The following is a 14,165-nucleotide window of genomic DNA, read 5'->3' as shown; positions in this document are numbered from 1 at the left end:
CCCCGCCGGGCGTGTGCTCGACGGGGGCTTTGCCGTTTGGTGGCTAGCGCTGTAGGTGGTTACTCGCCCAGCAGGCTCTTGGTGATGGAAGCGGCGGCCTTCTTGCCGGCGCCCATCGCCAGAATGACCGTAGCGGCACCGGTGACGATGTCGCCGCCGGCCCAGATGCGGGGATCGGTGGTCTGGCCGGTCTCCTCGTCGGCGACGATGTAGCCCCACTTGTTGAGCTCCATCTTGCCGCCGATCTTGGCAGCGAAGGGGTTGGCGTTGGTGCCGATAGCCGAGATCGCGACGTCGCAGGGGATCTCCTCGATGGCGCCCTCGATGGGCACCGGGCGACGACGGCCGGACTCGTCGGGCTCGCCGAGCTCCATCTTCTGGACCTTGACGGCGCACACGGAGCCGTCCTCGCCAGCGACAAACTCGAGCGGGGAGACGAGCGGCAGAACCTCGACGCCCTCGGCCTTGGCGTGGTGCAGCTCGGCACGACGGCAAGGCATCTCATCCTCGGTACGACGGTAGGCGATAATGGCGTGCTCGGCGCCCAGGCGCTTGGCGGTACGGACGGCGTCCATAGCCACGTTGCCGCCACCAAAGACAACGACGTTCTTGCCGTGCTTGGTGGGGGTGTCGTACTCGGGGAACTTGTTGGCCTTCATCAGGTTCACGCGGGTGAGGTACTCGTTCGCGAAGAAGACGTTGGGCAGGTTCTCGCCGGGGACGTTGAGGAACTTGGGCAGGCCAGCGCCGGTCGCTACGTAGATGGCGTCGAAGCCCTGCTCGAACAGCTCCTCGGCCGTGGCCATGTTGCCCACGACGGAGTTGTACTCAAACTTGACGCCCATGTCCTCCAGGCCGTCAATCTCGCGCTTGACGACTGCCTTGGGCAGACGGAACTCGGGGATGCCGTAGACCAGCACGCCGCCGCCGGTGAAGAAGGCCTCAAAGACGGTGACGTCAAAGCCGTTACGGGCGAGCTCGCCGGCGCAGGTGATGCCGGACGGGCCGGAGCCGACGACGGCGACCTTCTTGCCGTTCTTGGGGGCCATCTTGGGCGTGGAGGCGAGCTCGGGGCGATCACCCAGGAAGCGCTCGAGCTGGCCGATGGCCACGGGCTCGGACTTCTTACCACGGATGCACTTGCCCTCGCACTGGTTCTCCTGCGGGCAGACGCGGCCGCAGATGGCGGGAAGCATGGAGTCCTCGCGGATGGTATCGAGGGCGCCGCCGAAGTCCTTCTCGCGGATCTGCTCGATAAAGCGGGGAATGTTGATGTTGACGGGGCAGCCCTCAACACAGAACGGCTTCTTGCAGTTGAGGCAGCGCTCGGCCTCGGCCAGCGCCATCTCCTCGGTGAAGCCCTTGTCGACGGGGCGGAAGTCGCAGGCGCGCTCGGCAGCCGGCTCCTCGTTATCGGGGGTGCGGGGCGACTTCATATCGGCAACGAAACGACCGTTAACTAGTGGCATGCGCAGCTCTTTTCCTCATAGGCCTTGAGGGACTCGCCCTCTTCGGAACGGTAGGCGGCCTGGCGGGCACGAAGGTCATCCCAGTCGACCAGGGTGGCATCGAAGTCGGGGCCGTCGACGCAAGCGAACTTGGTCACGCCGCCCACCTCGACGCGGCAGCAGCCGCACATGCCGGTGCCGTCAACCATGATGGGGTTGAGGGACGCGGTGATGGGGGTGTCGTATTTCTGGGCGGTGAGGGTCGAGAACTTCATCATCGGAACGGGGCCGACGCAGAAGACCTGGCTCACGGCCTTGTCCTGCAGCAGGCGCTCCAGCGGAGCGGTGACAACGCCCTGCTCGCCGTAGGAGCCGTCGTCAGTGGTGATGTGGATGTGGTCCTCGTCGAGGAGCTCGCGGAACTGGTCCTCCATAAGCAGGAGGTCCTTGGTGCGGGCGCCCATGATGGCGTGCACCTCGTGGCCGGTCTCGACCAGGTGCTTGGCGACCGGGAAGGCAATTGCCAGGCCGACGCCGCCGCCAATGACGGCGCAGGGGCCCTCAGCCATCTCGGTGGGAACGCCCAGCGGGCCCACGACGTCGCGCAGCGACTCGCCGGCCTCGTAGGTGGAAAGCATCTCGGTGGTCTTGCCGATCACCATGAAGATGAACTCGACCCAGCCCTCGTCACCGTTCCAGCCGGCCAGGGTAAACGGGACACGCTCGCCCGTCTCGTTGGCGCGAACCATGAGGAACTGTCCAGCGTGCGCATGCTTGGCGATTGCAGGCGCCTCGATGCGGAACTTGAACACCTTCTCCGAGAACTGCGTCTTCTCCAGGATCTTATACATAGAACCCCTCTCTTGTTAGGGCCGCCGAACCGTGCCTCCACGGAAATGGACGGTAGCCCGAATAAAACCGTACGCGCACAGGCGTTGTGCAGACATACGGTGCAAATTATACCCTCATGGACATGTCACTTACGTGTGTCTTCGGCGGTTGGGAGCAGGGTTTATCCACTTTGGCCTACCAAAGGGGGAGAGGTTTATTTTGGTCGGTTTTATCAGGTAAAACGGCAAAGGGGGCCGGCCTCGGGTTGTGATGAGGCCGGCCCCCTTTGGGGTGCTGTGCATGTATGTCGGCGCGCGGTTGATTGCGATGCCGCAACTGGGGCGTTTCCGCAGGTAAAACCTGCCAAAATAAACCTGTCCCTAAATGATAGGTTTTAGTGCTTGCCGTTGGCGGAAGCGGCGCCGTTGACATGGTCGCGGGCATAAACCACGCCGTGCACGATCGCCAGGCCGGCGGCGTCGGCCGCGCGGGCGCAGGTGTCCTGGAAATCCGCGGCCTCGCGGGCGCGCAGCTGCTTAAGAACGTAGTCGGCGACGGCCATCTTGCCGGGAGGGTTGCCGATGCCGGTGCGGATGCGGCTGAAGTCGCGGCTGCCCATCTTGTCGATGATGGAGCGCAGGCCGTTGTGACCGGCGTGGCCGCCGCCCACCTTAACGCGGACGTCGCCGGCGGGAATATCGAGCTCGTCGTGGATTACGAGCAGCTCCTCGGCCTTGATCTTGTACTCGCGGCAGAGCTTGGAGATGGGGCCACCCGAGGTATTCATATACGACTGCGGCTTGACCAGTACAATCTGGCGCTTGCCGCACTCTTCCTCGGGATCGTTGATGTTGATGAGCGCGACCTCGGCGCCTGCTTGGTTTTTCCAGTACGTGACGCCGGCCTGACGGGCCAGCTCGTCGATCGCCTTAAAGCCGGCGTTGTGGCGGGTCTCGGCATATTCCTCGCCAGGGTTGCCAAGCCCGGCAACCATGCGAATCTTAAGCGGCTGTGCAGCTGCCATATTTGTCCTTCCGTTACATAAAAAGTTTAATTAACGACAAAGGCTACCACGCCCGCCGAAGGCGAGACTTCGTTTCAGCGAAATCCCACCAGACAAAAGCGCGGCCGCGGCAGGGCGAGCCGTCGGAACAGAAGAAACCCCCGCGCGACCTTTGCGAAGCAAGGGGGAGCGCGGGGGTTTCTTCTGTTCCGACGGCGATGCGCCGGGTTACAAGGACGATGCGATTACAGTGCGAAGTCGCCGCCGACGAGCGTGGAGACGGGCTCCTCGTGGTAAACGGCGGAGATGGCCTGGGCGAACTCCTCGGCGACCGAGATGGTCTTGATCTTGCCGCCGACCTCGACGGGAATGGCGTCGGTGACGAGGCACTCGACGATCGGGGCGTCGTTCAGACGCTCGATGGCCGGACCGGAGAAGATACCGTGGGTGGCGCAGACGTAGATATCGCCAGCGCCCATAGCCTTGAGCTCCTTGACGTTGGCGCACAGGGTGCCAGCGGTGTCGATCATGTCGTCATTGATGATGCAGGTCTTGCCCTTGATGTCACCGATGATGCCCATGACCTCGGCGGCGTTGTGGCGCGGACGGCCCTTGTGGGCGATGGCCAGGTCGCAGCCGAGCATGTCGGACAGCTTCTTGGCGGCCTTGGCGCGGCCCACGTCGGGGGAGACGACAACCAGGTTGTCGGTGTCGAAGTGCATGTCGTTGTAGTACTGGCCAAACAGCGGCAGCGCGGACAGGTGGTTAACCGGGATATCGAAGAAGCCCTGAATCTGGCCCTGGTGCAGGTCGAGGGTGATGATGCGGTTGACACCGGCGCGCTCGAGCAGGTTGGCGACGAGGCGGGCGGTGATGGGCTCGCGCGGGCCGGCCTTGCGGTCCTGGCGGGCATAGCCGTAGTGGGTGATGACGGCGGTGATGGAGCGGGCGGATGCGCGCTTGGCAGCGTCGGTGGCGATGAGCAGCTCCATGAGCATGTCGTTGACGTTGCCGCCGGCCACGGACTGAATCAGGAAGACGTCGGCGCCGCGGACGGTCTCGTCGTAGCGGGCGTAAATCTCACCATTGGCGAACTGCTTTAGCGTAAGGCCCGAAAGCTCGACCCCAAGGTACTCAGCAATCTTCTGAGCGAGGGGACGGTTGGAGGAACCGGAATACACGCGGATGGACTTGCGCATATTCTCCGACTTCTCGGGATCATTAATCGGCATTACCCTTCTCCTTTATACATCGAATGCCATATAGATGCCTTTTTGCATTGTAACCGCGCGGCGGGGTTTATCGAGTCTTGATAACGTCTTTACCGTCAACGGACACGAACCGACCACTCATCCGGTTGCGCAGGTCACGATAGAAAAAGGAGCCGCCCCCCATGGGAACAGCTCCTTTTGTGCTTGATAAAACGTTATGCCTCGTCGTCCTCGTGCAGGCGGCGGCGATAATCGGCGGCCCAGCCCTCAATGTTTACCTGACGGGCACGACCCAGGCCGAGTGCGTCTGCCGGGACCGGCTCGGTGATGACGGAGCCGGCGGCCACGAGCGCGCCGTCGCCGATCTGGGCGGGCGCGACCATCATGGTGTCGGAACCGATGAAGGCGTCCTTGCCGATGACGGTCTTGTGCTTGTGCACGCCGTCGTAGTTGCAGGTGATGGAGCCTGCGCCCACGTTGACGCCGGAGCCCATGGTGGTGTCGCCGATGTAGGACAGGTGGGGCACCTTGGAACCCTCGCCGATCGTGGACTTCTTGATTTCCACGTGCGTACCGGCCTTGGAGCCGTCGAGCATGTGGGTGCCCGGGCGCAGGTAGGCGCGCGGGCCGCAGTCGACGCCGTTCTCGATGACGGCCTCGATGGCGATGGTCTCATCGATGATGCAGCCGCTGCCGACGGTGGTGTCGGTGAGGCGGCTGTTGGGGCCGAGCTGGCACTCCTCGCCCACGGTGACGTGACCGATCAGATGCGTCTGCGGCCACACGACGGTGTCGCGGCCGATGGTGGCGTCGGGACCGATCCAGGCCTGCGTGGGGTCGATGAACGTGACGCCTTCTGCCATCCAGTGCTCGTTGATGCGGTCGCGCGCGATGGCGGTGAGCTGCGCGAGCTGGATGCGGCTGTTGACGCCCAGGCCGTCGCGGTAGTCGTCGCAGTGGAAGATGGAGACTGCCTGGCCGTGACCCTTGAGGATTTCGAGCATGTCGGGCAGGTAGTACTCGGACTGCGCGTTGTCGTTGCCGATCTCGTTAATGTGGGCGGCAAGCTGCGCGCCGTCGAAGGCGTAGCAGCCGGCGTTGCACTCCAGCAGCGTGGCGGCCTGCTCGGGCGTGCAGTCCTTCTGCTCGATGATGCGCTCGATCTGACCATCGGCGCCCAGCTTGATGCGGCCGTAGCCAAAAGGATCGGGCGGGGTCATGGTCATGACGGTGCAGGCGAGCTCGCCGGTGGCGACGGTCTGCGCGAACTTGGCGACGGTGTCGGCGGTGATGAGCGGCAGGTCGCCGTTGAGCACGACGACGGGGCCTTGCGCGATGCCGCAGGCCTCGAGCGCGACCTTGACGGCATGGCCGGTGCCCAGGCGCTCGGTCTGCTCGACGCACTCGACTTTGGTGGCGCTGTTGGCGTAGGCGCCATCGATGAGGGCGCGCATCTCGTCGGCGTGGCTGCCGATGACGACCACGACGCGGCTGCAGCCGGCCTTGATGGTGGCGTCGACGATCCACTGAACCATGGGCTTGCCTAGAATCTTGTGCGAAACCTTGCAGTGGTTCGACTTCATGCGGGTGCCCTCGCCGGCGGCGAGGATAATTGCGGTTGCGTCCATGTGATCTCCTGTTACGTTATAGAGACGTGTGTTTGGAAACGATACACGGCGCAATATGATACCGCAGGCATATGATGAGCGCGTAACGATTGGTTTGCGGCGGTTGGGGCTTGCGCCGCCGTCGTGGCGTTTGCGCTGCTTGCGTGCGGCGTTGGCGGTGCTGCGGAGCTGTCTTTTGAGCGAGGGGACGGGGGTGCCCGTGGACAACATGCAAGAGGAGTTTGGCGGCGAGCCCGTCGCGGCGTTCTCGATGTCGCATCCGGCTGTGCCGGCACTCTATATTGTGCTGACGCTGGGGCTCACCATGTTCTCGATGCAGCCGGTGCTGATTGCGCTGTCACTTGCGGGCGGGCTGGCGTATGGATTTGCGACGCGTGGGGCTGCCCGCACGCTGGACGCACTCCGCTGGCAGTTGCCGGTGATTTTGATTATCGCGCTGGTCAATCCGCTGTTTAGCGCCTCGGGCTCGACGGAGCTGTTCCGTATTGGCATGCGCGCGGTGTATCTGGAAAGCATGGTATACGGCCTGTGCATGGGCGGGCTGTTTGTGGCGAGCGTGCTATGGTTTGAGGCCGCGGCGTCGATGCTCGAATACGACAAGGTGCTCGCGCTGCTGGGTAATGCCGCACCGGTGATTGCGCTCATGATCTCGATGTGCATGAGGCTTATCCCGCAGTTTTTGCGCCGCGGTCGTACGGTGCTGGCGGTGCAGGATGCGATTGATGTGCTGGGGCGCGCGCCGGCCGACCCCGTGCGCTCGCGCCTGCGGGCGTCGAGCGTGTTGATGGGCTGGGGCATGGAAGATTCGCTGGAGCGCGCGGACGCGATGCGCTCGCGCGGGTGGGGTGCCGCGACGCGTCGTACGACGTATGCGCGGTATCGACTGGGGCGCAGCGACGTTGCCGCGCTGGGCGGGCTCGCGCTGTTTGGTGCTGCCGCGGTGGCGGTGGCGTGGACCGCGACGACGCAGTATTCGTTTTATCCGCAGCTCTCGGTGCCGGCGCCGTGGCTGGGCTATGTCGTGTACGCTGCCTGGATGATGCTGCCTTGCGCATTGCACGCGATTGATGAGAAGAGGTTTGGCTGATGGCTCGGTTTGATAGGAGCTCGGCGGCGGGTGTGGCATATGGCTCGGCCGCGCCGGCGATTGAGGTGCGGGGCCTTAGTTTTGCCTATCCCGGGGCCGAGGCACCGGTGCTCGAGGGGCTTGATTGGCGTGTTCCCCAAGGTGCATTTGCGCTGCTTGTTGGCGGTACCGGATCGGGCAAGTCGACGCTGCTGTCGCTGCTCAAGCCCGAGATCGCTCCGGCGGGCGAGCGCACTGGCGATACGCGCGTGCTGGGCGAGAACGTTGCCGACATGGACGTGCGGGCATCGGCGGAGCGCGTGGGCTATGTGTTCCAGGATCCCGAGAACCAGATCGTGTGCGAAACCGTGTGGCACGAGATGGCGTTTGGCCTGGAAAACTTGGGGCTAGCACGTGATGAGATGCGTCGCCGTGTTGCCGAGACCAGCTATTTCTTTGGTCTGGAGGACTGGCTTCATCGCGATACCGATACGCTTTCGGGTGGCCGCAAGCAGTTGCTGTCGCTTGCCGCCGTCTTGGCGCTGCGTCCGCGTGTGCTGCTACTCGACGAGCCCACGTCTCAGCTCGATCCCGTTGCCGAGAAGAATTTTCTGCACGCGCTGTTTCGCGTGAACCGTGAGCTGGGCTGCACGGTTGTTGTGGCTACGCATCAACCGCGGCCGATGCTCGAATATGCGACGCGTGCGTACCGGATTGAGGGCGGTCGCGTGCGCGAGGTGGCGGATATGGCTTCTTTGGGACGCCGAGAATCGCTGTTTTCCGATGACATGTTGGGGTGGGGTGCCATCCGATGTGCAAAAAACGGAGTATTCAGCAGGCGTGAGGACAATTTGGGCTCTCTGGAGCCGCCCGGGGACATATCGAGCGCGAAAAAAAGTTCGGAATTGGACAAATCGTCCAATTTTGTAGCGCAAACGTCGCTCGAGAACGGCTCGGAAGCCTTTCCGCGCACGGATGGAAGCAGAATACTCCAAAAAATGCACGGCGGGTCGGCTACCACCCTGTCGGAAGGCTGGTTTCGCTACAATCGCGCGAGCGGTTGGGTGCTGCGTGGGCTCGACGTGGCGTTTTCGGCCGGTGCGGTGCATGCGATCGTGGGCGGCAACGGATGCGGTAAGTCGACGATGCTCTCGGTGCTGGCGAAGACCGCCAAGCTGCAGCGCGGCCGCATGGTGCGCGGAGCGGCCTCGGCTGCGCTGCTGCCGCAGAACCCCAAGGCCCTGCTGGTTGCCGAGACGGTTCGCGATGAGCTGATGGAATGGGCTTCAGCCTGCGGATATGACGAGACCGTGGCGCGGGAGCGCGCGGCGAGCTTGGGACTGGACGGCCTGGAGACGCGCCACCCCTACGACCTCTCGGGCGGACAGCGCCAGCTGCTCGCACTGGCAAAGCTGCTGCTGATTGGCCCCGAGCTGCTGCTGCTTGACGAGCCCACGAAGGGCTTGGACCTGGAGAGCCGCCGCATCATCGCCCGCGCCCTGCGTGACCATGCGAAGGCTGGCGGCACCGTCATCATGGCTACGCACGATTTGGACTTTGCCGAGCAGGTAGCCGACGACGTTGCCATGATGTTTGACGGCGAGATTGCCTGCATGGAGCCCCCGGCCGACTTCTTTGCCGACAACGTGTTCTATAGGGCGTGATGGGATGACGGACTGTCGTTTCTCGCGCTTGCTTGCAAAACTGGAGATCCCGCTGTTGTTGGCGGTGCCGGCGGTGATGGCTGCGGCGTTGCTGGCGGGTGTTGAGCAGGCAGCGTTGGCCATGCTGATTGTGGTGGCGCTGGTGCTCGCGCTGTTCTTTGCGGGTTACGAGGCATCTCGTCCGGGTTTGCGCCAGATTATGCCCACGCTGGTGCTGGCGGCGCTGGCGGCGGCGGGGCGCATCCTGTTTGGGCCCATTCCCGACTTTAAACCGGTGAGCGCCATCGCCATTATCGCGGGGGCGACGCTTGGTCGCCGCAATGGTTTTATGGTCGGTGCGTTGGCGGCGCTGACCAGCAATTTCTTTTTTGGGCAGGGCATGTGGACGCCGTGGCAGATGTATGCCTGGGGCCTGGTTGGCTATGTTGGCGGCGCGCTGGCGTACGCGGGTGCGTTCGACCGCGCCGACGGCACCGTGCGATTGCCGGCGCTGATGGCGTATGGCTTTGCGTCGGGCTTGCTGTACGGCGTCGTGATCAATGCGTATGACATCATCGGTTTTGTGCAGCCGCTCACCTGGGCAGGCGCCGTAGCGCGTCTTGCCACGGCGGTGCCATTCGATATCACGCACGGCCTTGCGACCTGCGTGTTTTTGGCCGCTCTGTACAAGCCCTGGTGTCGCCGCATCAACCGCGTCGTCGTGAAATACGGGCTGTAAGGCATTTCGCGTTCCTTCACGAACTTGCGGTGGAATAGTTCTCGTTTTTGGCTATTTGCTACCCAAACAGGAACTATTCCACCGCAACTTATAGGGGGGGGAGAGGGGTCACATGATCTGTTTTCCTCTGTCCCCCAGGAATTACTTGGGGCTAGAGTTCTAGCGTGAGGGTGACGGGGCAGTGGTCGCTGCCAAAGATGTCGCCGCGGATGCCGGTGTCGCGTACGTTGTCGGCGATTGCGTCGCTCACCAGGAAATAATCGATGCGCCAGCCGGCGTTGTTCTTGCGAGCATTAAAGCGGTAGCTCCACCAGCTGTAGACGCCCTCGACGTCGGGGTTTGCCGCGCGCCAGGTATCGGTGAAGCCGGCGTTGAGCAGCTCGGTAAACTTGCCGCGTTCTTCGTCCGAAAAGCCCGCGTTGCCGCGGTTGGACTTGGGGTTCTTAAGGTCGATCTCCTCGTGCGCCACGTTAAAGTCGCCGCAAGTTACGACGGGCTTGCCGCTCTCGCGCTCAAGCGCGCTCAAAAAGCCGCGATAGGCATCGTCCCAGGCCATGCGCACATCGATGCGCGCGAGTTCGTTTTGCGCGTTGGGCGTGTAGACATCCACAAACCAAAACTTGTCGAACTCGAGCGCACAGACGCGGCCCTCGGTTGCGGCTTGGGCAACGAGCTCGGCGGCCTCGCCCTCGCCGGCGTAGGGTAACAGCGCGTCGGCGTGCAGCACGCGCAGCGGTTCCTGGCGGCTAAAGACCGCGGTGCCCGAATAGCCTTTGCGCTCGGCGTAGCTCCAGGTTTGGTGATAGCCGGGCAGGTCGATATCGACCTGGCCCTCCTGCAGCTTGGTCTCCTGCAGCGCCAGGATATTGACGTCGAGTTCTTGCGCAATCTGGATAAAGCTCGGGTCCTTTTTGAGCACGGCGCGCAGGCCGTTGACGTTCCACGAGGCGAAAGTGTAAGTCTGAGGCATGGTGTCCTTTCGACGGGGTTGGCAGGCTTAAGATTAGCGCAACAGGGGCGGGGTGGGCTCCGTGCATGCTGACTTAAAGGCCGCATGCTGGGACGTCGCTCAACGCTGCCCGACTAACAAGGACGGAGGACTCATATGACGCAGGCAATATCGGACCCCAGGCAGGCCTCCGCCGCGCTGGCGGATCTGTTTGACACCCACAAGCGCGTGGTCTTCTTTGGCGGCGCTGGTGTTTCCACGGCAAGTGGCATCCCAGATTTCCGCAGCGTGGACGGCCTGTATCACCAGCAGTTTGCCTATCCGCCCGAGACCATGCTGTCGCATAGCTTTTACGAGGCACATCCTGCGGAGTTCTTCGACTTTTACCGCACCAAGATGATCGCGCTTAACGCTAAGCCTAACCGCTGCCACACCAAGCTGGCCGAGCTGGAGCGCGCCGGCAAGCTCGACGCCGTGGTGACGCAAAATATCGACGGTCTGCACCAGGCGGCCGGCTCGCAGCGCGTGTTCGAGCTGCACGGATCGGTCCATCGCAACATTTGCCAGTCGTGCGGCGCGGTCTATAGCGCCGAGTGGATTTGCTCGCGCGAGCACGAGGACGCCGCGGGCGTGCCTGTGTGTCCTGCGTGCGGCGGGCGCATCAAGCCCGATGTGGTGCTCTACGAGGAGCCGCTCGATGAGCATGTGCTGACCGGTGCCGTTGCCGCCATCGCCGCGGCCGATGCCCTCATTGTGGGTGGGACCTCGCTCGTGGTGTATCCGGCGGCGGGCCTTACGCGTTACTTTACCGGCGATACGCTGGCCATATGCAACCTTGCTCCCACCGATCAGGATGCAAATGCCGACCTGCTGATTTCTTGCGACATCGCGGCCGCGTTTGCGTTCTAGCCCGCGCGCGCGGATACAATAGAAAGACTGAGTGCAAAGCGACCCCGCCGCCAGCTCTCCAAGCTCGGCGGCGTGGGCATTTTAGGAGGATGTTCATGGCGAACGACAGCAAGACATGGCGGTGCGGAAAGTACGAGCTCAGCTTTGACCGTCCGCGCATCATGGGCGTCCTCAACGTGACGCCCGATTCGTTTAGCGATGGCGGGGAGCACTTCGACCCCGATGCCGCCATCGAGTACGGCCTGGCGATGCTCGACGCCGGCGCCGACATCATCGACGTGGGCGGTGAGTCCACGCGTCCCGGCTTTACTCCGGTCAACCCCGACGAGGAGGCTCGCCGCGTGCTGCCCGTTGTGCGCGCGCTGGCCAAAGAGGGTGCCATCGTCTCGATCGACACGCGCCACGTGGCGGTTGCCAAGGCGGCCGTGCGCTGCGGCGCCTCGATCGTCAACGACGTGACCGGCTTCACCGATCCCAAGATGGTCGAGTTTGTTAAGACGAGCACCTGCGGCGTCATCGTGATGCACGCCGGCGAGGTCGCTGCACCCGCCCGCACGCACGCGACGGTGCAGCTCGATACCTCGGCAGCGGCGTTTGTTGCCGAGAAGGCGCGCGAGGCGGCTGCCGAGGCCGCGCGTGAGGCCGAGAAGCCGGCTCGCCGCCGTCGCGGCAAGTTGCTGGGCGAGCCTAAGCCGGAGGCCAAGCTTCCGGGCGGCGTGGTGCAGCCCTCGCTGCCGTTTGGCGAACCGGAGCCCACGTCCGAGCCTGTAACCGAACTGGGGCAGGAGACGCCGGCCGCCGAGCAGGCTACTGCCGCCGAGACCGTCGCGCCCGCGCCCGAGGCCACTCCCGCAGCCACCGAGGCCGCATCGGAGTCCAATGACCGCCTGGCCGCCATGATGCGCCGCAGCGCCCGCCGCGAGGAAGCCTACGTGCCCACCTCGCAGCTCCGCCGCTTCACCCTGCCCGATTCGGCGCCCATCATGCGCCGCGTCATGGGCTTTCTGTCCGACCAGGCCCGCACGCTCATCCATGCCGGCGTGTCACGCGACCGCATCTGCATTGATCCTGGCCCGGGCTTTGGTAAGTCGGCTAACGAGGACATCGTCATCCAGCGCGAGACTGCCAAGATGGCGTCACTGGGCTATCCGCTCATGTGCGCCGTGTCGCGCAAGCGCTTTGTGGGCGCCGTCTCGGGCGTGACCGAGGCCGCCGAGCGCGATGCCGCTACGTTTGGCGTGTGCCTGGGCGCCATCCAGGCCGGTGCCAACATCGTGCGCGTGCACGACGCCGCGGGTTTTGCGCAGTTCCTGAACGGCTACTGGGCGGTTGCCAAGCCGCAGCCGCGCCGCGCGTTTGTGGCCGTGGGCTCCAACCTGGGGCATCGCTGCGACAACATCCGCGCTGCACGCGAGATGATCGCCGAGATTCCACTCACCTGCGTGTCCAACTCCTCCAAGATTTACGAGAGCGAGCCGGCCTACGAGACGCGCCAGGACGCGTTTGCCAACGCCGTCATCGAGATTAAGACCGAGCTGGCGCCGCTGGTGCTGCTCGACGAGCTCATGAAGATCGAGGCCGAGCTGGGGCGCGACCGCTCCAAAAAGGCCAAGGCCAACGGTCCGCGCACCATCGACCTGGACCTGCTGTGGATGGACGGCGAGACCCACGGCGGCAAAAAGCTGCGCCTGCCGCATCCGCTGATCGGCGAGCGCGATTTTGTGCTGGTGCCGCTCGAGGACCTGATGCACGACCCGGCGCGGTTCTTCCGCTACAACGGCGTCGAGGTCAAGGAGCCCGAGGACCGCGTGGGCCATATCGTGGGCGAATTGGGGCGTATGTAGATGATTGAGATGAACGCTGTAGCCGCCGGTACCGAGCTTGACGCCGCGCGCGATGCGGGCCGCGAGGGTGCGTCCGCGGGCTGGTGCGCGTGGAACGCGGGCGATGCATCGCTGACGTTTTCGCTGGTCGTGCGTCCGGACGTGAACATGCACGCCTTCCACGGCCTGCCGTTTGTGGCCGCGATGGGCATGATGGACGCACTCGCGGGCACGGCTTCGACGCCGGGGTTGGGCCTTGCCGGTAAGGTGGGTATTCAGTGGCCGAGCGATATCGTGTGCGGTGCGCCCGCGTTCGAGACGTCGTTCGCGCGTGTCGCCGTCAACGGCGGTGCCGGTGCCGCGGGCATGTTCGGCGCCGTGACGGTGGATATTGAGCGTTCGGCGCTGAGCGAGCTTGGTGTGGACGTGGCTGACGAAGTGCTGGTCGAGGCGCTCGCCGCCGCCGTGCTGACCCGTGTGGACACCTGGGCGGTTGTTGCCAACACGCCGCAAGGCGCCGCAGGGCCGCTGGCTCCCGTGCTGGGCGAGTATTTCGACATGGTGCCGCTGCTCGGTCGCCAAGTTGCGGCGGTGTCGCCCAACGGCTTGCCGCTTGCGGTCGGTGTGTTTGCGGGCCTGGACATCTGGGGTCGCGCGACCATCAAGACCGATGCCGGCGAGCAAGAGTTTCCGCCCGAGGCCGTACGGATTCGCGGTCTGTAACGCAGGGCACCAGAGCTCAAAGACAACGATGACAACAAGACCCTCCTCGGCCTGTGCCGGGGAGGGTTTCGCCTATCTGGGGAATGGGTTGCCAGCGCCCTATTCCTCAAAATTGAAAATTATTCAGTTTTGAGGAATAGGCTTGGCGAGCATTTGCGGGGACTGTGGCATCGGGCGCGCTCGACTTAAGCC

General features: G+C 64.0%; 12 protein-coding genes. 6 read left to right on the top strand and 6 right to left on the bottom strand.

Annotation, left to right across the window (positions count from 1 at the left end):
• Positions 1–59 precede the first annotated feature (59 nt).
• The 5 genes from gltA to glmU all read right to left on the bottom strand — a co-directional run bounded on the left by gltA (position 60) and on the right by glmU (position 6,121).
• Positions 60–1,469 (bottom strand): NADPH-dependent glutamate synthase, encoded by a 1,410-nt coding sequence (gene gltA / locus AAAX35_RS01225; protein ID WP_117647774.1) that lies wholly within the window; start codon positions 1,467–1,469, stop codon positions 60–62.
• Entirely contained in the window at positions 1,460–2,299 is an 840-nt protein-coding gene (locus tag AAAX35_RS01220) for a sulfide/dihydroorotate dehydrogenase-like FAD/NAD-binding protein (RefSeq protein ID WP_006235793.1), read from the bottom strand. The genes gltA and AAAX35_RS01220 overlap by 10 nt, the downstream gene beginning before the upstream one ends.
• Positions 2,300–2,673: 374 nt before the next feature.
• A complete protein-coding gene (gene pth / locus AAAX35_RS01215; RefSeq protein ID WP_349116472.1) occupies positions 2,674–3,303 on the bottom strand; it encodes an aminoacyl-tRNA hydrolase in 630 nt (209 codons plus the stop codon).
• 224 nt (positions 3,304–3,527) lie between these two features.
• Complete coding sequence (locus tag AAAX35_RS01210) at positions 3,528–4,514, bottom strand: ribose-phosphate pyrophosphokinase (RefSeq protein ID WP_022094252.1); 987 nt, start codon at positions 4,512–4,514, stop codon at positions 3,528–3,530.
• A gap of 194 nt (positions 4,515–4,708) precedes the next feature.
• Positions 4,709–6,121 carry a bifunctional UDP-N-acetylglucosamine diphosphorylase/glucosamine-1-phosphate N-acetyltransferase GlmU gene (gene glmU, locus AAAX35_RS01205; protein WP_196031373.1) on the bottom strand — a complete coding sequence of 471 codons (1,413 nt, stop codon included), beginning with the start codon at positions 6,119–6,121 and terminating at the stop codon, positions 4,709–4,711.
• Between the two features lie 208 nt (positions 6,122–6,329).
• Here glmU and AAAX35_RS01200 point away from each other — a divergent pair, with 208 nt between their 5' ends.
• The 3 genes from AAAX35_RS01200 to AAAX35_RS01190 are packed head-to-tail and all read left to right on the top strand — an operon-like array spanning position 6,330 to position 9,569.
• The gene (locus AAAX35_RS01200) at positions 6,330–7,208 is read left to right on the top strand and encodes an energy-coupling factor transporter transmembrane component T (protein ID WP_349116513.1); all 879 of its coding nucleotides are present in this window, start codon (positions 6,330–6,332) and stop codon (positions 7,206–7,208) included.
• Entirely contained in the window at positions 7,208–8,851 is a 1,644-nt protein-coding gene (locus AAAX35_RS01195) for an ATP-binding cassette domain-containing protein (RefSeq protein WP_349116471.1), read from the top strand. Before AAAX35_RS01200 ends, AAAX35_RS01195 begins: the two co-directional genes overlap by 1 nt.
• A 4-nt stretch (positions 8,852–8,855) precedes the next feature.
• Positions 8,856–9,569, top strand: coding sequence for a DUF6580 family putative transport protein (locus tag AAAX35_RS01190; RefSeq protein ID WP_349116470.1), 714 nt, complete (start codon positions 8,856–8,858; stop codon positions 9,567–9,569).
• 151 nt (positions 9,570–9,720) lie between these two features.
• Here the strand turns inward: AAAX35_RS01190 and AAAX35_RS01185 are convergent, their stop codons facing one another.
• The gene (locus AAAX35_RS01185; RefSeq protein ID WP_349116469.1) at positions 9,721–10,539 is read right to left on the bottom strand and encodes an exodeoxyribonuclease III; all 819 of its coding nucleotides are present in this window, start codon (positions 10,537–10,539) and stop codon (positions 9,721–9,723) included.
• A gap of 135 nt (positions 10,540–10,674) precedes the next feature.
• Between AAAX35_RS01185 and AAAX35_RS01180 the strand changes: the two genes are divergently transcribed.
• From AAAX35_RS01180 to AAAX35_RS01170, 3 genes are all read left to right on the top strand, one after another.
• A complete protein-coding gene (locus tag AAAX35_RS01180) occupies positions 10,675–11,427 on the top strand; it encodes an NAD-dependent protein deacylase (protein ID WP_138113649.1) in 753 nt (250 codons plus the stop codon).
• Between the two features lie 95 nt (positions 11,428–11,522).
• On the top strand, positions 11,523–13,271 hold the full coding sequence (gene folP / locus AAAX35_RS01175; protein ID WP_349116468.1) for a dihydropteroate synthase: 1,749 nt from the start codon (positions 11,523–11,525) through the stop codon (positions 13,269–13,271).
• The gene (locus AAAX35_RS01170) at positions 13,272–13,973 is read left to right on the top strand and encodes a hypothetical protein (RefSeq protein ID WP_349116467.1); all 702 of its coding nucleotides are present in this window, start codon (positions 13,272–13,274) and stop codon (positions 13,971–13,973) included.
• Positions 13,974–14,165: the final 192 nt, after the last annotated feature.

The sequence above is a fragment of the Collinsella sp. CLA-ER-H11 genome (genome assembly GCF_040092445.1).
Lineage (GTDB): Bacteria > Actinomycetota > Coriobacteriia > Coriobacteriales > Coriobacteriaceae > Collinsella.
This window is presented reverse-complemented; position numbering and strand designations above follow the sequence as displayed.

Bases quoted from the DNA above. Each gene is read 5' to 3' on its own strand.
- gltA (WP_117647774.1), bottom strand. From the start codon at position 1,469: ATGCCACTAGTTAACGGTCGTTTCGTTGCCGATATGAAGTCGCCCCGC.
- AAAX35_RS01220 (WP_006235793.1), bottom strand. From the start codon at position 2,299: ATGTATAAGATCCTGGAGAAGACGCAGTTCTCGGAGAAGGTGTTCAAG.
- pth (WP_349116472.1), bottom strand. From the start codon at position 3,303: ATGGCAGCTGCACAGCCGCTTAAGATTCGCATGGTTGCCGGGCTTGGC.
- AAAX35_RS01210 (WP_022094252.1), bottom strand. From the start codon at position 4,514: ATGCCGATTAATGATCCCGAGAAGTCGGAGAATATGCGCAAGTCCATC.
- glmU (WP_196031373.1), bottom strand. From the start codon at position 6,121: ATGGACGCAACCGCAATTATCCTCGCCGCCGGCGAGGGCACCCGCATG.
- AAAX35_RS01200 (WP_349116513.1), top strand. From the start codon at position 6,330: ATGCAAGAGGAGTTTGGCGGCGAGCCCGTCGCGGCGTTCTCGATGTCG.
- AAAX35_RS01195 (WP_349116471.1), top strand. From the start codon at position 7,208: ATGGCTCGGTTTGATAGGAGCTCGGCGGCGGGTGTGGCATATGGCTCG.
- AAAX35_RS01190 (WP_349116470.1), top strand. From the start codon at position 8,856: ATGACGGACTGTCGTTTCTCGCGCTTGCTTGCAAAACTGGAGATCCCG.
- AAAX35_RS01185 (WP_349116469.1), bottom strand. From the start codon at position 10,539: ATGCCTCAGACTTACACTTTCGCCTCGTGGAACGTCAACGGCCTGCGC.
- AAAX35_RS01180 (WP_138113649.1), top strand. From the start codon at position 10,675: ATGACGCAGGCAATATCGGACCCCAGGCAGGCCTCCGCCGCGCTGGCG.
- folP (WP_349116468.1), top strand. From the start codon at position 11,523: ATGGCGAACGACAGCAAGACATGGCGGTGCGGAAAGTACGAGCTCAGC.
- AAAX35_RS01170 (WP_349116467.1), top strand. From the start codon at position 13,272: ATGATTGAGATGAACGCTGTAGCCGCCGGTACCGAGCTTGACGCCGCG.